Below are 16,917 nucleotides of genomic sequence, written 5' to 3'. Positions count from 1 at the left end.
GAGAAGCTGGTAACATATCCACCAAATGTGAATGACAGGAATCAAGAGACCGATGAGTCACCATCAAGACGACAACGAGTGGGAAGATTGGGGCCCCAGCAAGAGCCAGCTCAAGCGCGATGCCGAAGCACTGCAGAAGATGGGGGAAGAGATTGTCTCCCTCAGCCACAGCGAGCTGGAGAAGATCCCGCTGGATGAAGAGCTGGCAGAAGCGGTCGAGCTGGGCCGCAAGCTCAAGCCGAAGAAGGATGAGTCCTTCCGCCGTCACCTGCAGTTCATCGGCCGCCTGATGCGCAGCCGGGATGTAGAGCCGATCGCCGAAGCGCTCTCCATCATCAAGAACCGCCACTCCACCGTGAATGCCCGCCTGCACCGGCTGGAGCAGTGGCGCGAGCGGCTGATCAGCGAGGGAGACAGCGCCCTCAACGAGCTGATGTCCCAGTTCCACGAACTGGATCGCCAGAAGCTGCGCCAGCTGATCCGCAGCGCCAACAAGGAGCGGGAGCTGAACAAGCCGCCGGTCGCCTATCGCGAGATGTACCAGTATCTGCGCGGCGAGATTGAAGACCTGCTGTGATCCCCGAAAACGCCTCCCCTTGGGAGGCGTTTTTTTATGCACGCACCGCTACTCCCGCCCGCATCACAACATGACCTTGTTTAATATATCCACCACAAAGCAGCAGTTTTATGCAAAGCGATGGCTTGGAATGGCCACAAACAGGCTATTTGGCGAAGATGAAAGTCACAACCATTAACATTTTTGCATCATTTTGTTTGACATATTGAACGGCCTTGGCAGACTGGAAGCAGGATCCAGGCTGTCGTTGCCGAGGCTGACCGACGATTCTGCCCCCGGGCCGACACGGGATCCCTTGACCATGCCTTGAGGCATGCCCTTGTCCGGTTTATGTGCAAGGGTCTGCCCAAGGCGCAGGATGCGAATTCAACGCCAAGGATAACTCAGGTGCCCTATGTCAACGCCTTCACTCCCTCCCAACCGTAAACCCGTCGTATTGATGACCATGGGCGCCCAGCCCCGCAACGGCCACGCCTATCAGGTGATGACCCACAAATACATCACACCGCTGGTCGAAATCAGCCACTGCGTCCCGCTCTTGGTGCCCACCTGTTGCGGCACAGCCGATCTGGAGCAGTATCTGGATCTGGCGGATGGCGTCTACCTGAGCGGGGCGGGTTCCAACATAGACCCCGCCCTCTATGGTCAGGAGAATCTCACTCCGGAGAAGCAACAGGATCGGGATCGCGATCTGTTCGATCTGCCGCTCATCAAGGGGGCGCTGGCGCGCGGACTACCGATCCTCGGCATCTGCCGCGGCATGCAGGAGATCAACGTGGCGCTGGGTGGAGATATCCACCAGAAGGTCTATACCGAGCCGGGATATGACGATCATCGGGAGGATTCGGACGATCCGGTAGACGAGCAGTATGGCGAGAGCCACCAGATTCATCTGGTCTCCGGCAGCTGGTTTGCCGACCTGATGGGCGAAGAGAGCATTGCGGTCAACTCGTTGCACGGACAGGGGATCAAGACGCTGGGCAGCGGGCTGGAACCGCTGGCCCACGCCGAAGATGGCCTGATCGAGGCGATCCACGCCCCTGTCATCTCCCCCTTCCTGCTGGCAGTGCAGTGGCATCCGGAGTGGAAAGCGAGGGAAAACACCTACTCCATCAAGATCTTCGAGGCTTTTGGCGATGCCTGCCGCAAGCGCCAGGCGGTCACCAGCAAGACCTAATCACTCACCAAACCCGCGCGCCTTGAGCTTGGGCATTCCCCCTCGCTCGAGGCGCAAGCCACGACAGGCATCCAGTCCTTTCAGGCCGCGCTGGATATGATCCGGCGACTGGCCGAATACCATGCCATTGCTGCGATAGAGATTGTTGTCATCCAGCTCGAACTTCTCCCCTCCAATCAACAGCTGCTCACGGCCATTCACCTTGTCGCCACGCTTGATGGGTACCGTCATGTCGCTCAGCACCTCGCCAGTCGCACATCCCTCGCGCCAGCGTGCCTCGCTGGAGAAGGGGGTAATGGCAATCTCGCGCCAGGATCCATCCCTGAACTCGACCCGATAGCGATCCACCAGCAGGTCACAGCCAGCCAACGGCAAGAGCGCCATCAAGCAGATGATTTTCTTTGAAAATTGCACTGGAAGCCCTCCCTGAAGCTATTGAGTGCAGCATAAATAAAATGGCGCATCGGCGCACCATTTCTCCGCCGTGGAACAGCTATGCTGGAGGTAAACAATGCCAAGGGGCTGCTATGTTTGGCGATAATCTCACTGCGCTACCGACCCTGCTCTGGATCGGTGAACACCCGTTCTGGACCCTGCTCACCCTGTCGCTGATGCTGGTGCACTTCTGGCGCCGTCCCGGTGAACGGCGAGAGCTCCTCTCCGAGCTTGGCTTCGTGATGATGAGCATAGTGGTCATCGTCCTGATCCAGCTGGAAGGCGGCTGGTTCAAGCTGCCGCTCCCTCACCATCTGCTGGTTGAAATCTCCACCCTGCTGGCAGGGTTGGTAATGGTGAAGATCTGGGGGATCCTGCTATTCGAATTCCTGCTGCCGCTCTGTCACGTGAAGATCCCGCGGATCATCGCCGACATCGTCATCACCATCGGCTACATCGGCTGGGGGCTGTTTCGCCTCTACGCTTCCGGCATGGCGCTCGGGGAGATAGTCACCACCTCGGCGGTGATCACCGCCGTCATCGCCTTTGCCATGCAGGACACCCTTGGCAACCTGCTGGCTGGCGTATCGATCCAGCTCGACAGCTCCATCTCCATCGGTGACTGGCTGCAGGTGGACACCACCCAGGGGCGCGTCGTCGAGATCAACTGGCGCGCCACCACCATCGAGACCCGCAACTGGGAGACAGTGGTCATCCCCAACAGCCACCTGCTCAAACAGCGTTTCACTGTACTCGGCCGTCGCCGTGGCGAACCGCTCCAGTGGCGACGCTGGGTCTGGTTCGATCTGACGCTGGATACCCTGCCGACCCAGATTATCGCGCTGATCGAGAAGTCCCTGCGGGAGACCAAACTGCCCTGCGTCGCCAAGCACCCGCAACCGGACTGCCTGCTGATGAACGTCGAAGGGGGCATTGCCCGCTATGCGGTGCGCTACTGGCTGACCGACCTGGCCCGCGATGACCCCACCGACTCCATGGTACGCAGCCTCATAGATGCCGCCTTGCGTCGCAATGACAGGCGCCTCACTCCGCCGATCTTCAACGTCTTTATGGCCAAAGAGAAGCAACATCTGGATGCACGCCACAAACGCCACACCGCCGAGCGTACCGACACGTTGCGCAAGCTGCCGCTGTTTGCCATGTTGCAGGAGAACGAGCTGCTTCAGCTGGCCGATCAGGTAAAATTTGCCCCCTTTGTCAGCGGTGACGTCATGCTGGAGCAGGGGGAGGTATCAAGCTGGCTCTTCGTGCTGGTCAAGGGCGAGGCCGAGATGCTGGTCAATGCGGAGGGAAAAGAGTTAAAACTCGGCACGCTCGGGGCGGGTGACTTCTTTGGCGAGCTGAGCCTGCTCACCGGCGAGCCCAGCACCTTCACGGTACGGGCGCTCGCCACGGTCGAGACCTATCGCATCAATCAGGCGATGTTTCAGGCGCTGGTTGCCCAACGCGAATCGCTGGTCGAGCCCCTTTATCGGGTGCTGAGCGATCGTCAGCAGGAGCAGCAGGCGCTGCTGGATCGCGAGGCAGAGTCCATGAAGCATCCACCACAACAGCTGGATCTGCTCGACAAGCTGATGAAGCTGTTTGGCGGCAGATAAGGCAACCTCTGGCGGAGTTGCTACTACAGCTCCGCCATACTACTCCCCCTCATTCCCTCACCAGCCCGGCAACCTTCACAACAGCAGCTCGGCCAGCTCTCCCAACGCACTCAGCTCTACATCCGGCAGTTGCTGCAACTGCTGCCATGGCTGCTGTCGCTCGTTGAGCCAGGCGGCGCGAAAGCCGTGGAAGCGAGCCCCCAGCACATCGGTCTCGGGATGATCCCCCACATGGAGGATCCGCTCCGCAGGCAGTTTGAGGGCGCTGCGGGTCTGCTCAAACATATCCGGTGCCGGCTTCATTCTGGCATTCATCCCCGCCTTGCAGACCAGAGTGAAATAGGGCTCAAGCCCTGCCTGCACCAAATCCAGATTGCCATTGGTGATGACCACCAGCGGATAGCGTGCCGCCAGCCGGGCCAGCAGGTCATGAGTCGCATCGCTCACCTCGATTTTCGAGCGCTCGGCCAGAAACGCTGCAAATACCTCTTCGGCCACGCGCCCGGCCTGCGCCGCCAGCATCCCCCCCTCCATCATGGCGGCACAGATAGTCTGCTGGCGCGCCAGACTGACATCATGGCGCAGCTCTGGCCGGGCCAGCAGCACAGCGCGTTTGAGCTCCAGCCAACGCGGCTTGTCGAGCATGGCGGTGGCCAGATATTCGCTGCGCAGGTGGCTCAACATCCACTGCTCGGCCCGCTCGATGGCCGGGCCGTTGTCATAGAGGGTATCGTCGAGATCAAACGAGATGGCGGCAACCGGCTGCCAGCGGCGATAGAAGTGCATGGACTCTCCTCTGCAACGGGGGCGCACGGCCCGTTATTCATCTTCCTGCGATTCGGGATCCCGCTTGGCCCTCGGGTGAGCGCTGTCGTAGACCTTGGCCAGATGCTGGAAGTCGAGGTGGGTATAAATCTGGGTAGTTGACAGGTCGGCATGGCCCAGCAGCTCCTGCACCGCCCGCAGATCGCCGGATGACTCCAGCATATGGGTGGCAAAGCTGTGGCGCAGCTTGTGGGGATGGACATGGGCATTGAGCGCCTGCTTGTTGCCCCAGCCATCGAGGCGGGCCTGTACCGAGCGAGGCGACAGCCGCTGCTGACGGCTCGATACAAACAGCGCCTCACTCTCGGTGCCCGCCAGCAGGGGTCGCACCTTGAGCCACTTGTGCAGCCACTCCACCGCCATCCGACCGATGGGCAGCACCCGCTCGCGGGAGCCCTTGCCGGTAACCCTGAGCTGACGATCGTCGAGTTTCACATCCACCAGATTGAGCCCCACCAGCTCGGCAAGGCGCAAGCCGGAAGAGTACATCAGCTCCATGATGGCGCGATCCCGCACCGCCAGCGGATCCTGCTCATCGGTGATGTTGAGCAGCTGGTGCATCTCGTCCACATCGAGGTTCTTTGGCAGTGGCCGCCCCTGCTTGGGGGTCACAATACCGCGGGCCGGATTGGCCACCAACCGCCCCTGGCGCACCTGCCAGTCACAGAAGCTGCGCAGGGCGGAGACCTTGGTCGCGAGCGAACGGGGCGCCAGCCCCTCTTTGTGCATCCGGGTCACCAGAGTCCGAACCTGACTCGCCTCAAGCCGGCTCCACGTTTCGAGCCCCAGCTTCACCAGCGCGGCGGTCATCGCCTCCAGATGGGCCTGATAGTTGCTGCGGGTGTGAGGGCTGAGCTGGCGCTCGACCCTCAGATATTCGATGAATGCCGCCAGATCGTCAGCCAATCCAGACGGCAGTGGCTCGGCAACAGGAGGCGCCTTGGCGGGCCCCCTAGCCATGCGCCAGCTCTGGCAGCCGCAGTTGCAGCAGTCGGCCCAGCTGGCCCAGCAACAGGGTGTCGTTGTGCGGGGTGAAGTGGCTGGGATCCGAGCTGGCAAAGGCCAACACGCCGAGATCGCCAAGCCGCATCAGGGCGACCGAGTTGACCAGCACGTCGTGCCCGAACAGCGCCTGCTTCTCGCTCTGGTTCAGGCGGCCGAAGTAGTAATCCTGCCCCGGCAAACGTTGGCCCAGCAGTTGCTCCAGCTGTTTGCCCTCGGCCAGAAAGCGCGATTCGGGGCCGCTTAACTGAAACTTTTTCGGATTGAGCCAGAGCCGCAGACCGGTCAGCCGCAGCCGCTGCACGAAGGCCTTGCCCATCACGGCACTCACCTCGAACAGGGTCTGGCAGCCATAGAGCTCGCCATAGAGATCGGCATAGACCCGGAAGATCCGCTCGTTCTCGCTGGCGATCCCCATCAGTTCGGTGATCTCCTGCTCCAGCTGTTCGATCCGCTCGCGCTGGCGATCCAGCTGGCGTTCGACCAGCGAGACCGAGCCTTTACGCTCGTGAGGAATGCGGATCCTGTCCAGCACGGCACCGTGGCGCTGGAAAAACTCGGGGTAACGGGCCAGGTACTCCAGCACGGCGGCTTCGTCCACCAGTTGCTCCTGCCGTTTGAGTTCACTCATAACTTGGTTGATCCATCAGAGAAAGGGGACTGGCCCCGACATCATGGGCTGCGGGAGTATGGCTCCTGCCGCCGAACCGCTATCAATCGGAATAACTGCTTTATACGTCGATCTGGCCGTCAAAGACATGCTCGGCCGGCCCGGTCATATAGACTGGCTGACCCGGCCCTTTCCAGGCGATGGTCAGTTTGCCGCCCGGCAGGCTGACGGTGACCCGCTCCTTGAGCTTGCCCTGACTCATGCCGATGACCGCAGCCGCGCAGGCGCCGGTACCACAGGCGAGAGTCTCCCCTACCCCGCGTTCGAACACCCGCAGCTTGATCTCGGTGGCGTTGACCATCTCCATGAAGCCGACGTTGACCCGCTCGGGAAAACGCTCGTGACGCTCCATGATGGGCCCCAGTGTCGCCACCGGAGCATCGGCCACCGACGGTACCTCGATGACGCAGTGGGGGTTGCCCATGGAGACGGCACCACACATCACGGTATGTTCCTGCGCCCGCAGCAGATAGGTCTTCTCTGCCTTCTGGGCCCGAAACGGGATCTTGCCCGGCTCGAACTGGGGCACTCCCATGTTGACCGTGACCTGATTCTCCCCTTCCAGCTGCAACACGATGCGACCGCGCGCCGTGCTGACCGCGATGCGATCGCGGTTGATCAACCCCTTGAGACGCACGAAACGGGCGAAACAGCGGGCGCCATTGCCGCACTGCTCCACCTCGCTGCCATCGGCATTGAAGATACGGTAGTGAAAATCAAGCTCGGGGTCATAGGGGGGCTCCACCAGCAGCAGCTGGTCAAAACCGACCCCGAAGTGGCGATCCGCCAGCTTCTTGATGACGTCGTTGCTGAAAAAGATCTTCTGGGTGACACCGTCCACCACCATGAAGTCGTTTCCCAGCCCGTGCATCTTGGAAAAATCTATCAACATCGTGCGTTCCTGTTTTTGGGCGCGCGCTCAAGGCACTTTTAAAGGCAGCTTAAGGCAGCAAGTGCTCACCGCGCCAGAGATCGGTCAACTGCTCGCGCTCTCTGATGAGGAACGATTGCGTACCGTCCACCAGCACTTCGGCGGCACGGGGACGGGTGTTGTAGTTGGATGACATGGTAAAGCCGTAGGCACCGGCCGAGCGCACCGCCAGCAGCGACCCCTCGGCGATGGCCAGAATGCGCTCCTTGCCGAGGAAATCCCCGGTCTCGCACACCGGGCCCACCACGTCATAGAGCGCAGGGGTATGGCCAGCACGGCTATCCACCTCGATGATGTTCATCCAGGCGCCATAGAGCGAGGGGCGCAGCATGTCGTTCATGCCGGCATCGATCAGCGCGAAGTTGCGGGTCTCGCCCGGCTTCAGATACTCAACCCGGGTCAGCAGCACGCCGGCATTGGCGACGATGGCGCGGCCCGGTTCGAACAGCAGGGTCAGATCCCGGCCCGCCAACTTCTGCTTGAGCGCTTCGGCATACTCTGTCGGGTGCGGTGGCTGCTCGGAACCGTAGTTGACCCCAAGGCCGCCACCCACATCCAGATGGTGGATATGAATACCTTCCGCCGCCAGACCATCGATCAGCCGCAGCAGCTTGTCCGCCGCTTCCATGAAAGGATTCAATTCTGTGAGTTGCGAGCCGATATGGCAATCCACCCCGACGATCTCGATATGTTCCATCGCCGCCGCCTTGCGATAGATAGCGGGAGCCAGCTCGATGGGGATGCCGAACTTGTTCTGCTTGAGGCCGGTGGAGATATAGGGGTGGGTACCTGCATCGATATCCGGATTGACCCGTACCGATACCGGCGCCTTCTTGCCCATGCTGCCCGCCACCCGGTTGAGGCGCTCCAGCTCGGCTTCCGACTCCAGATTGAAGCAGAGGATCTCTTTTTCCAGCGCGAGGCGCATCTCGGCCTCGCTCTTGGCCACCCCGGAGAAGACCACTTTGCGCGGATCACCGCCCGCCGCCAGCACCCGTGACAACTCGCCACCGGAGACGATATCGAACCCTGATCCCAGTCGGGCCAGCAGGTTGAGCAGCGCCAGGTTGGAGTTGGCCTTGACCGCATAGCAGATCAGGTGGGGAATATCGCCCGCGGCCTTGTCAAAGGCGTGCCAGTGACGTTCGAGGGTGGCACGGGAGTAGACATAAAGCGGGGTACCGTACTGCTCGGCAAGCTGTTGCAGCGAGGTTTGCTCGGCCTGAAGCTGGCCAGCGGCATCGTAGTTAAAGTGATCCAAAGGGGCGGTTCCTTCCTAGAATGGGTGCGGCATTATTGCGGCGCGGCCTCGTTGGGTGCCGCAGGGGTCGCAGGCTGTGCCGCTTGCGGTGTACTCTGGCTCTGGGGTTGCTCGGGAGGCGGCATATAAAGCGGCCCCTTCAGACCGCAGGCGGCCAACCCGAGGGAAAGAAGAGTAGCAAGCAGACACTTGGTGAACTGGGTAATCATAATGGTTCGCTGCGAAAAAAATTTTGGCCCTCTATAATCGCACTCACATTGTTAAAAGCAACAGGATAAACCGATGAAGGATCACGAGTATCACGCCCTGACCGACGCCTTTTTCCAGTACGTGGAGGACACGCTCGACGAGGGGTATCCGGATATCGACTGCGAGCGCAACGGGGGTGTCCTGACCCTCGTGTTCGAGAACAAGACCAAGGTCATCATCAACAAGCAGGAGCCGCTGCACCAGATTTGGGTCGCCACCCGCGAGAACGGCTTCCACTTCGAACTGCAGGGTGAAACTTGGATCGACAACCGTTTCGGCCATGAGCTCAAGGCTCTGCTGAGCAAGTCCTGCACTGCTCAAGCTGGTGAACCCGTGGTATTCCCATGATTGACCTCTATCCACAGGGCGCCCGTCACGCAGTGATCTGGCTGCACGGGCTGGGGGATTCAGGCGCCGGCCTAGCCCCGCTGGTGGATGCGCTGGATCTGCCCGCCGACTTGCCGGTGCGTCACCTGCTGCCGGATGCGCCGGAGCGCCCCATCACCATCAACATGGGCTACAAGATGCGCGGCTGGTACGACATCAAGAGCTTCGAGGATCCCGCCGAGCGGGCCGTGGAGTCCCATGTCCGTGAATCAGCCAGCCAGATCAGCGCCCTGCTGGATCAGCTGGTCGCCGAAGGGTTTGCCCCCGAACAGATCGTGCTGGCGGGCTTCTCTCAGGGCGGCGTCATAGCCTCCTTCACCTCGCTGCGCTATCAGGCAACGCTGGCGGGCCTGCTCTGCATGTCCACCTACCTGGCCGCTCCCGACAAGCTGGCAGACGAAATGAGCGAGGCCGCTCGCTCCCTGCCCATCTGCTACATGCACGGCATCTATGACGATGTGGTGAGTCTGTCACTCGGTTGGGATGCCAAGAACCGGCTGGAAGAGATAGGGCTCGCCCCCGAGTGGCACGAGTACCCGATGCGCCACGAGATCTGCCGCCCTCAGCTGGGCGACATTCGCAGCTGGCTGCTGGCCCGCCTCGGCGGCTGAGCAACCGCAAAAGCAAACGGCCTGCAACTGCAGGCCGTTTTTATTGCTGTGTTCTCAGGATGCGTACCGCAGCGGCTAACCCACATCGCGGGTCGGCGGCACCTGTTCACGCCCCGCCCCCTGGCTGCGGTAGGGAATAACCGCCAGCTCGCCATTGTGCTGCACTATCTCGTAGTACTGGGGCAGGTTGAAGTTGATGAACTGACCGTCATCGCTGAAGCGCTCGTGATTCGAGGTGTAGAAGCGGTTCACGCCGGAGACCAGCTCATCCTTGTTGCCGGCAAAATGCTGGTAGATCTCGACCCGGTTCGCCTCATCGAGGATATAGATGTTGGTGCCCGCATCCCGGGTATCGAAGAAGAACTGCACCAACCCCTCGCTGGCGTAGGCATCGACGATGCTCGGCAGATGCTGGCTGTGGGTCTTGTCGAGCCGCAGCGGCAGGTGATCCAGCTTGTTGTGGGAGATGTGGCGGTAAAAATCGATGGCGTTCTCCAGCTTCTTCACCGACACCCCGCGCCGCTCAAAGAAGATGCCGTACTTCTCCTTACCGAGCGCCATGGTCTTGACCAGCTGCTGCTTGTCGCGGGCCAGGCGCAGATCGATACACTCGGCCACCAGCGTCTGGAAGCGGGAGCGAACCAGAGAGCGGAAGTGCTGGCTGTAGCAGAACACCTCGATCATCTCGGGGGCTGCGGCATCCTGATGCATCTTGCCGAGGATGGTGGTGAGGGCATCGACCACAGCCTCGTCCCCCTGAAAATGGAGGGTACGGATCTCGCTCCAGGAGTTGCGATAGACCAGATCCACCGAACCGACCAGACACTCCTGATTGCGACCAAACGAAAATACATCCACGGTATTGGCGTCGAATTCGATCACCTGCCCGACCCAGTGGCTGGTCGGATCCATCTCCAGGTTGAGGAAGATGGAGAGCTGACGGATCTCGCACGGCCGGCTGAGCGCCAGGTTGGTGGCGAGCGGGTACTTCTCGGGGAAGCAGCCGGAGAGATCGCGACAGAACTGGTGCAGATTGTCGATGTGCAGATCCGACCCCTGATTGAAGAGGTGCACCCGCGACTGGGGCGTCAGCAGATCGTTGAAATAGGCCCAGGAGACCAGCTTGCTGATGTAGCCGTTGAACTCGAGCGGTGCACGGCCAATGATGTCCACCGGCTCCAGCGAATGCTTGTAGAGATACCAGCCGGCGCGGTTGAGGCGACCGTGCGGCACCTGCACGAAGCTGAGATCCGGCTCGCTCAGATCCGGCGCTATCTTGAGGTTCACCCGCTGCACCTTGCCCGGCAGGCTCTCGAAAGCGGCATAGAGCTTGCGCGACAAGATACCGATATCTTCCGGGTTGATCGACTCGCTGATGTTGTTGCGACGGGCGAACTGGATCAGGTTGCGGTAGCTCTGCATCAGAGCTTCCAGCAACTCGGCATGGGCGATCTTCACCTCCTCGACCTTCCACTCGTGGCGGTGATCGAGATGGTACAACTTCTCTTGACTCCAGCCCCAGTAAGAGACCAGCTGGCTCATCTGCTCGCGGCGCCACTCGGGAGAGTGATCGTCCTTCGGGTGGCTGAGGCCATCGCACACCTTGAGGTAGAAGCAGCGGCGCACCAGATCGAGTCGCGCCATGTCCCCGATGGACTTGAGGTAGTTGGTCACCTTGTCCAGCATCAGGCAGTAGTTGTCGAGCCGGTAGTGCATCCCCTCGTTGTGCTGGAACCAGTCGCGGCCAATCATCGACAGCAGGCGGGTATTGGGGTACTCGTGGGAGTAGGCTTCCATCAGCACCGACTTGAGCACGGCTTTATAGGGAGAGTCGATCCCCTTGTAGAGCTGCCACAGTGCCGAGCCGAAATACTCCTCGGCCGGGATCCGGTTAAAACTGCCCAGATCGAGCCAGTCATCCTGATCGAGCTGACCGCTCTCGAACAGCCCGTTCACATATTCGTCGTAGTGGTCGTCATATTCGACAGGCACCAGATACCAGATGAGCCGCTTGCCGGCGATATGCATGGCGCTGCGGTAGAACTCGTCGAGCAGCAGCAGATGCTGGGCGCTGCCGCAGCTCTCCCCCTGCATCTCGGCATCGTTGGTCTGGCGGAACTTGTCTTCCGGGATCAGGAAGAAGTTGAGATCAACCCCGCGCTGTTCCGCCCACTTGGAGAGTTGCTGGCACTTCTGCTCCAGCAGATCGAGCCGCGTCTGCGACAAGCCGGCCACGTGGCAGACCCAGATATCGAGATCCGAGTGACAGCACTGGCCGATGGAGGAGGTGCTGCCCATGGAGTAAAGCCCTTGAATGGCTCGGTCATGGGTGGCAAGCCCGTTGAGGCAATTGGCATTCTGGCAGAGGTCATCAATGAAGGCTTGCTGTTCCGGGGTGGTGCTGAAACTCCAGATGCCATGAGGGACATCACCGGAAACATAGCCAGGCAACAGGGGATGATTGAAGTGCAGCATGACCGGCAGCAGTTGAAATACCTGCTGCCCGTAGCGACTCATGAGGCCCAGCGCCCGTTGCGTCTTGAGACGGGTAATCCCGTCATAACGCGCAACCAGCGTGTCGAGTTTTTCCAGCAATGCCCTGCCTATCACCAAGGTGAAAATGACGCACCAAAAGCGGGATACGTCAAAAAAGTGTGATCATGTTAACAATGCAAACAGCAGTGGTAAACAAGCCGACAGCGAATCACCGGATTATTTCTGGTACGACCACAACAAGTATCAGGGGAAACGGTTAAATTTCAATAATTTCAATGAATTAATCAATCACCTCGACTTAATGAAAATCATTTTCAGCCTCCATTTTTGAGCTTGAGCCCGCTTTTGCCGGCTCCGCCATGAAAGCCCGGGCAAAGGGTGGTAATATCGATTTCCTTCTAAAAATGAAACAACTGATTGATATGGCAGCCCGAACCCTGAAAATTGCCACTCGCAAGAGCCCGCTGGCCCTGTGGCAGGCCAACTTTGTAAAAGACCAGCTTGAAGCCCTGCATCCAGAGTTGCAGGTCGAACTGGTACCGATGAGCACTCAGGGTGACAAGATCCTCGATACCCCGCTGGCCAAAGTGGGCGGCAAGGGGTTGTTCGTCAAGGAGCTGGAGACCGCCATGCTGGAAGGACGCGCCGACATCGCCGTTCACTCCATGAAAGACGTGCCGGTGGAGTTCCCCGAGGGGCTCGGTCTGCACACCATCTGCGTGCGGGAAGATCCGCGCGATGCCTTCGTCTCCAACCGCTTCAAGGCCATTGCCGAGCTGCCGCAAGGGGCCGTGGTCGGCACCTCCAGCCTGCGTCGCCAGTGCCAGCTGCGTGCAGCCCGCCCCGACCTGGTGATCCGGGATCTGCGCGGCAACGTCAACACTCGCCTCGCCAAGCTGGATGCTGGTGAATATGACGCCATCATCCTCGCCGCCGCCGGTCTGAAACGACTGGAGATGGCGCACCGCATCACCGCCTTTATCGAGCCGGAGCAGAGCCTGCCAGCCAACGGTCAGGGGGCTGTCGGCATCGAATGCCGCCTCGACGATCACGAGCTGCACGCCCTGCTGGCGCCGCTGGAGCACGCCGAGACCCGCGCCCGGGTATTGACCGAGCGAGCCATGAACCGTGCCCTGCAAGGGGGATGTCAGGTGCCTATCGGTGCCTATGCACTGGTCGAGGGCAAACAGATCTGGCTACGCGGTCTGGTGGGCAGCCCGGATGGCACCCGTGTCATCCGCGACGAAATCCGCGGCCCGGTGAGCGAAGGCGAAACGCTGGGAGAGACGCTGGCACAGCGCCTGCTGGCGGCTGGCGCCGACGAGATCCTGGCCGAGGTCTACCGCGCATGATCCCGCTAGTGGTGCGTCCGGCCGCTCAGGCCACCGAGCTGGCGCAGTTGCTGCGCCGGCACGGTCATGCACCACTCTGCTGCCCACTGCTGGAAACGGTCGCGGGCAGCGACCTCACCCGCTTGGCCGACATGCTGCAAGATGCCGACATCGTTATCGCCGTCAGCATCCATGCCGTTCATTTTGCACACGATTTTCTGTTGCAAACTGGTCTGACCTGGCCACATATTGAGTACTTCGCAGTGGGTCAGGCGAGTGCCGATGCCTTTGCCGAAGTGGGCGTGCGGGCGATCTGCCCGGACGACCCGCGCAGCGAGGGACTGCTGGCCCTGCCCGAACTGCAGCAGGTGAGCGGCAAGCGGGTGGTGATCCTGCGCGGCAATGGCGGGCGGGATCTCATCGCCAGCACGCTGGCCTCACGCGGTGCTCTGGTGCACTATTGTGCCGCCTATGAGCGCCACTACCCCGAGTTTGACGGGGAAGCATTGACCCGCCACTGGCAGGCAGCCGGACTCGACAGCCTGCTTGTCACCAGTGGTGAACTGTTGCAACGGCTGCTGGAGCTGGTTCCAGCCAGCCAGCAGCCCTGGCTTTTTGACCGCCTGCTGGTGGTCCCCAGTCCGCGCGTGGCCGAGATGGCCAGCGCTGCGGGCTTTATCCATATCACGATTGCCCAAGGTGCATCCAACCAGGCCCTGATGGCCGCACTGGAACTGAGGAAGATGGAATGACAGCACAACAAGAATCCCAGGTCACACCCCAGCCGACCACGGTGGTCAATGGCAGCAAGAGCCGCTCCGGTGCCGTTCTGGGAGGGGTCGCCATCCTGCTGGCCCTTGGCCTGACCGGTGGTCTCTATCTGCATGGTCACAAGAATGCGGTGGCCCAGCAGGCCGAACTGGCCCAACTCAAGCAGCAGCTGGCCAGCGCCATGAGCAAGATTGACCAGAGCAACAGCAAGGATGCCGAACAACTGGCCGCGCTGGGCCAGACCCAGCAACGGCTGCAGGGCGAGATGCAGGGGCTGCAGAACCGGGTACTGGATCTCAACGACAAGCGCCCCAACGACTGGATGCTGGCCGAATCCGAGTATCTGGTGCGCATGGCGGGCCGCAAGCTGTGGCTGGAGCATGACCTTGTCTCTGCCATCACCCTGCTCGGCAACGCCGACGAGCGCATTGCCGCCCTCAACGACCCCAGCCTGATGCCGATCCGCAAGGCACTGGCCGAAGATATCACCAAGCTCAAAGGGATGCCGCGCATCGACCGCGAAGGACTGACCCTCAAGCTGGCCGCCCTCGAAGACCAGATCGAGCTGCTCCCGCTTTCCGCCGTCAACATGCCGGAAGCCAAACAAGAGCAGGATCAGGCGGTCAGCACCAATCCCGACGAGTGGGAGAGCAACCTGAAGAAGAACTGGGTCAAGTTCACCGAGAACTTCATCACCATCCGTCGCCGCGATGGCGCCGTCGAGGCCCTGCTCTCACCGCAGCAGGAATTTTTCCTGCGCGAAAACCTCAAGACCAAGCTGCTGCAGGCGCAACTAGCCGTCTATCGCGAACAGCAGTCCCTCTATGAGGACAGCATCGACAAGGCGCAGCGCTGGCTGACCCAGTACTTCGATACCGACAACAGCGCCACCCACTACATGCAGGGTGAGCTCGACAAGCTCAAGGGCGAGCAGATCCAGATCAGCTATCCGGAGCAGTTCAAGACCCAGGCGATGCTGGAGCAGGTGCTGACCGAACGCCTGCAACGCATTCTGGCCAGCAGCTAAGGGGGCACCATGATCCGCATTATCATTCTGGTTGCCGTCATGGTCGCAGGGCTGATCTTTGGCCCGCAGGCCTCAGGCAACAAGGGCTATGTCCTGATTGCGCTCGGCAACTACACTATCGAATCTTCCGTCACCAGCGCGGTGATCCTGGCCGTGCTGTTCTATGGCGCTCTGCTGATCGTCGAGTGGCTGCTGGGCCGGGTGTTCGGCCTGCGCCGCAAGACCCTCGGCTGGTACGGCTCCCGTCGCCGCCGCAAGGCCAATCAGCAGACCGTGGCCGCCACTCTGGCGATGGCCGAAGGGCACTACAGCCAGGCTGAAAAGCTGATGCTCAAGGGCGCCAGCAACAGCGACACCCCGCTGCTCAACTATCTGAGCGCCGCCAAGGCGGCCCAGGCGCGCGGTGACGATGTCCGCCGGGATCAATACCTGCAAAAGGCGCAGGAGGAGAACCCCAAGGCCGAGCTGGCACTCACCCTGACCCAGACCCAGCTACAGATCGAGCAGGGCCAGTACGATACGGCGCTGGCGATGCTGGAGTCGGTCTACGCCCTCAACCCGCGCCATCCCATGGTGCTGGATCAGCTGCGTCAGGTACATCTGGCCCGCCACGACTGGGCAGCCCTGTGCGACCTTATCCCCACCCTGCACAAGGTGGGCAAGCTGACCCCGAAACAGGAAGAGGAGCTGCTGCAACAGGCGTGGAATGGTCGTCTGCAGCAGGCGGCAAGCAATCTGGAGACCCTCAAGGCGGTGTGGCAGGAGCTGCCGCGCAAACTGCGGCTTGAGCCGGAGCTGCTGGCCAGCTACGGCGATCTGCTGCGCGGGCTGGGTGCCGACAGCGAAGCGGCCAATCTCTGGCAGGAGGCGCTGCGCAAGCAAGCCATGCCGCAGCTGCTGAGCCGTCTGCCCAAGCTGAAACTCGACAACTACCAGCCGCTGCTGGCGCTGCTGCAAAAACAGCAGGGGCAGCCGGAGGTCGACAACGCAATGGCCCAGCTCTATCTGCTGGCCGGCCAGCTCGACGAAGCCCAGAAGCTGCTGGAACAGCAGGTGGAGAAGGCGCCCAGTGCAGCCGTCTACCACGCGCTCGGTCAGGTGATGGACAAGCGCCGCCTTACCAACAAGGCCAACGAGTACTACCGTCAGGCGCTGGAGCTGGCAGGGATTTGATCCTCAGACTGCAAACAGCAAAAAGAGAAGAGGCCGCACAATGCGGCCTCTTTTTTATCTCTTTGTTCTGCTCTCGTCAGGTGGTGAGCCGCTCCAGCTCGCCAATCAGCCAGATGGCCTCGGCGCGGTGGCTACCGCACACATCCGCCATCGGACGAAAGCCGCCACATACCGCCGGCCGTTCTGGCTGACCGAAGATCTTGCAGCCAAGGCGCGCATCAAGCTGGATGCAGGGGACGCCAGCCGGTTTGCCATCGGGCATGCCGGGGATGGCACTGCTGATACTGGGAGCGATGCAACAGGCACCGCAACCGGAACGACACTCCATACAACCCACTCCTGTCACAGGATCAACCTGCACTGTCGGACTCTCTG

18 protein-coding genes are annotated in these 16,917 nt (G+C 61.0%); 9 read left to right on the top strand and 9 right to left on the bottom strand.

From position 1 onward, the window contains the following. The first annotated feature begins 52 nt into the window (after positions 1–52). Positions 53–577 (top strand): ribosome biogenesis factor YjgA, encoded by a 525-nt coding sequence (gene yjgA, locus I6L40_RS04015; protein ID WP_041210114.1) that lies wholly within the window; start codon positions 53–55, stop codon positions 575–577. A gap of 394 nt (positions 578–971) precedes the next feature. Then, entirely contained in the window at positions 972–1,754 is a 783-nt protein-coding gene (locus I6L40_RS04010) for a gamma-glutamyl-gamma-aminobutyrate hydrolase family protein (RefSeq protein ID WP_216995026.1), read from the top strand. On the opposite strand, the gene I6L40_RS04005 is transcribed toward I6L40_RS04010, so the two are convergent. Further along, entirely contained in the window at positions 1,755–2,138 is a 384-nt protein-coding gene (locus I6L40_RS04005) for a hypothetical protein (protein ID WP_041210163.1), read from the bottom strand. A gap of 143 nt (positions 2,139–2,281) precedes the next feature. Here I6L40_RS04005 and I6L40_RS04000 point away from each other — a divergent pair, with 143 nt between their 5' ends. Beyond that, on the top strand, positions 2,282–3,808 hold the full coding sequence (locus I6L40_RS04000) for a cyclic nucleotide-binding domain-containing protein (RefSeq protein ID WP_033115474.1): 1,527 nt from the start codon (positions 2,282–2,284) through the stop codon (positions 3,806–3,808). Between the two features lie 75 nt (positions 3,809–3,883). Here the strand turns inward: I6L40_RS04000 and I6L40_RS03995 are convergent, their stop codons facing one another. From I6L40_RS03995 to I6L40_RS03970, 6 genes are all read right to left on the bottom strand, one after another. Continuing rightward, on the bottom strand, positions 3,884–4,594 hold the full coding sequence (locus I6L40_RS03995) for an HAD-IA family hydrolase (RefSeq protein WP_209297336.1): 711 nt from the start codon (positions 4,592–4,594) through the stop codon (positions 3,884–3,886). A 33-nt stretch (positions 4,595–4,627) separates the two neighbouring features. Then, a complete protein-coding gene (xerC, locus tag I6L40_RS03990) occupies positions 4,628–5,593 on the bottom strand; it encodes a tyrosine recombinase XerC (protein WP_071913308.1) in 966 nt (321 codons plus the stop codon). Then, positions 5,586–6,266: a DUF484 family protein gene (locus tag I6L40_RS03985; protein ID WP_041210109.1), complete on the bottom strand. Its 681-nt coding sequence runs from the start codon at positions 6,264–6,266 to the stop codon at positions 5,586–5,588. Before I6L40_RS03985 ends, xerC begins: the two co-directional genes overlap by 8 nt. Positions 6,267–6,366: 100 nt before the next feature. Continuing rightward, positions 6,367–7,197 carry a diaminopimelate epimerase gene (dapF, locus tag I6L40_RS03980; RefSeq protein ID WP_033115478.1) on the bottom strand — a complete coding sequence of 277 codons (831 nt, stop codon included), beginning with the start codon at positions 7,195–7,197 and terminating at the stop codon, positions 6,367–6,369. A gap of 49 nt (positions 7,198–7,246) precedes the next feature. After that, the gene (gene lysA, locus I6L40_RS03975) at positions 7,247–8,497 is read right to left on the bottom strand and encodes a diaminopimelate decarboxylase (RefSeq protein WP_071913306.1); all 1,251 of its coding nucleotides are present in this window, start codon (positions 8,495–8,497) and stop codon (positions 7,247–7,249) included. Between the two features lie 32 nt (positions 8,498–8,529). Then, the gene (locus tag I6L40_RS03970) at positions 8,530–8,706 is read right to left on the bottom strand and encodes a lipoprotein (protein ID WP_071913304.1); all 177 of its coding nucleotides are present in this window, start codon (positions 8,704–8,706) and stop codon (positions 8,530–8,532) included. 73 nt (positions 8,707–8,779) lie between these two features. Here I6L40_RS03970 and cyaY point away from each other — a divergent pair, with 73 nt between their 5' ends. Then, on the top strand, positions 8,780–9,094 hold the full coding sequence (cyaY, locus tag I6L40_RS03965) for an iron donor protein CyaY (protein ID WP_033115480.1): 315 nt from the start codon (positions 8,780–8,782) through the stop codon (positions 9,092–9,094). Beyond that, complete coding sequence (locus tag I6L40_RS03960) at positions 9,091–9,744, top strand: alpha/beta hydrolase (protein WP_071913302.1); 654 nt, start codon at positions 9,091–9,093, stop codon at positions 9,742–9,744. Before cyaY ends, I6L40_RS03960 begins: the two co-directional genes overlap by 4 nt. Before the next feature lie 75 nt (positions 9,745–9,819). On the opposite strand, the gene I6L40_RS03955 is transcribed toward I6L40_RS03960, so the two are convergent. After that, a complete protein-coding gene (locus I6L40_RS03955) occupies positions 9,820–12,339 on the bottom strand; it encodes a class I adenylate cyclase (RefSeq protein ID WP_043850949.1) in 2,520 nt (839 codons plus the stop codon). Between the two features lie 323 nt (positions 12,340–12,662). On the opposite strand from I6L40_RS03955, the gene hemC reads away from it, so the two are divergent. The 4 genes from hemC to I6L40_RS03935 are packed head-to-tail and all read left to right on the top strand — an operon-like array spanning position 12,663 to position 16,542. Then, positions 12,663–13,592: a hydroxymethylbilane synthase gene (gene hemC, locus I6L40_RS03950; RefSeq protein WP_143241798.1), complete on the top strand. Its 930-nt coding sequence runs from the start codon at positions 12,663–12,665 to the stop codon at positions 13,590–13,592. After that, the gene (locus I6L40_RS03945) at positions 13,589–14,323 is read left to right on the top strand and encodes a uroporphyrinogen-III synthase (RefSeq protein ID WP_071913296.1); all 735 of its coding nucleotides are present in this window, start codon (positions 13,589–13,591) and stop codon (positions 14,321–14,323) included. Before hemC ends, I6L40_RS03945 begins: the two co-directional genes overlap by 4 nt. Then, complete coding sequence (locus I6L40_RS03940; RefSeq protein WP_033115485.1) at positions 14,320–15,369, top strand: uroporphyrinogen-III C-methyltransferase; 1,050 nt, start codon at positions 14,320–14,322, stop codon at positions 15,367–15,369. Before I6L40_RS03945 ends, I6L40_RS03940 begins: the two co-directional genes overlap by 4 nt. A 9-nt stretch (positions 15,370–15,378) precedes the next feature. Then, on the top strand, positions 15,379–16,542 hold the full coding sequence (locus I6L40_RS03935) for a heme biosynthesis HemY N-terminal domain-containing protein (protein WP_216995025.1): 1,164 nt from the start codon (positions 15,379–15,381) through the stop codon (positions 16,540–16,542). 76 nt (positions 16,543–16,618) lie between these two features. Here I6L40_RS03935 and I6L40_RS03930 read toward each other — a convergent pair whose 3' ends face one another. Beyond that, on the bottom strand, positions 16,619–16,870 hold the full coding sequence (locus I6L40_RS03930) for a YkgJ family cysteine cluster protein (protein WP_033115487.1): 252 nt from the start codon (positions 16,868–16,870) through the stop codon (positions 16,619–16,621). Between the last annotated feature and the right edge of the window lie 47 nt (positions 16,871–16,917).

The sequence above is a fragment of the Aeromonas sp. FDAARGOS 1410 genome (assembly GCF_019048745.1).
Taxonomy (GTDB): Bacteria; Pseudomonadota; Gammaproteobacteria; order Enterobacterales; family Aeromonadaceae; genus Aeromonas; species Aeromonas jandaei.
Note: the sequence above shows the minus strand (reverse complement) of the source record. Positions and strands in the feature narration are given on the sequence as shown.

Coding starts and splice junctions, on each gene's coding strand:
- I6L40_RS03930 (WP_033115487.1), bottom strand. CDS start 16,870: ATGGAGTGTCGTTCCGGTTGCGGTGCCTGTTGCATCGCTCCCAGTATC.
- I6L40_RS03940 (WP_033115485.1), top strand. CDS start 14,320: ATGACAGCACAACAAGAATCCCAGGTCACACCCCAGCCGACCACGGTG.
- I6L40_RS03995 (WP_209297336.1), bottom strand. CDS start 4,594: ATGCACTTCTATCGCCGCTGGCAGCCGGTTGCCGCCATCTCGTTTGAT.
- dapF (WP_033115478.1), bottom strand. CDS start 7,197: ATGTTGATAGATTTTTCCAAGATGCACGGGCTGGGAAACGACTTCATG.
- hemC (WP_143241798.1), top strand. CDS start 12,663: ATGGCAGCCCGAACCCTGAAAATTGCCACTCGCAAGAGCCCGCTGGCC.
- I6L40_RS03935 (WP_216995025.1), top strand. CDS start 15,379: ATGATCCGCATTATCATTCTGGTTGCCGTCATGGTCGCAGGGCTGATC.
- I6L40_RS03985 (WP_041210109.1), bottom strand. CDS start 6,266: ATGAGTGAACTCAAACGGCAGGAGCAACTGGTGGACGAAGCCGCCGTG.
- I6L40_RS04005 (WP_041210163.1), bottom strand. CDS start 2,138: ATGGCGCTCTTGCCGTTGGCTGGCTGTGACCTGCTGGTGGATCGCTAT.
- yjgA (WP_041210114.1), top strand. CDS start 53: ATGAGTCACCATCAAGACGACAACGAGTGGGAAGATTGGGGCCCCAGC.
- I6L40_RS03945 (WP_071913296.1), top strand. CDS start 13,589: ATGATCCCGCTAGTGGTGCGTCCGGCCGCTCAGGCCACCGAGCTGGCG.
- I6L40_RS03970 (WP_071913304.1), bottom strand. CDS start 8,706: ATGATTACCCAGTTCACCAAGTGTCTGCTTGCTACTCTTCTTTCCCTC.
- cyaY (WP_033115480.1), top strand. CDS start 8,780: ATGAAGGATCACGAGTATCACGCCCTGACCGACGCCTTTTTCCAGTAC.
- I6L40_RS04000 (WP_033115474.1), top strand. CDS start 2,282: ATGTTTGGCGATAATCTCACTGCGCTACCGACCCTGCTCTGGATCGGT.
- I6L40_RS04010 (WP_216995026.1), top strand. CDS start 972: ATGTCAACGCCTTCACTCCCTCCCAACCGTAAACCCGTCGTATTGATG.
- I6L40_RS03960 (WP_071913302.1), top strand. CDS start 9,091: ATGATTGACCTCTATCCACAGGGCGCCCGTCACGCAGTGATCTGGCTG.
- xerC (WP_071913308.1), bottom strand. CDS start 5,593: ATGGCTAGGGGGCCCGCCAAGGCGCCTCCTGTTGCCGAGCCACTGCCG.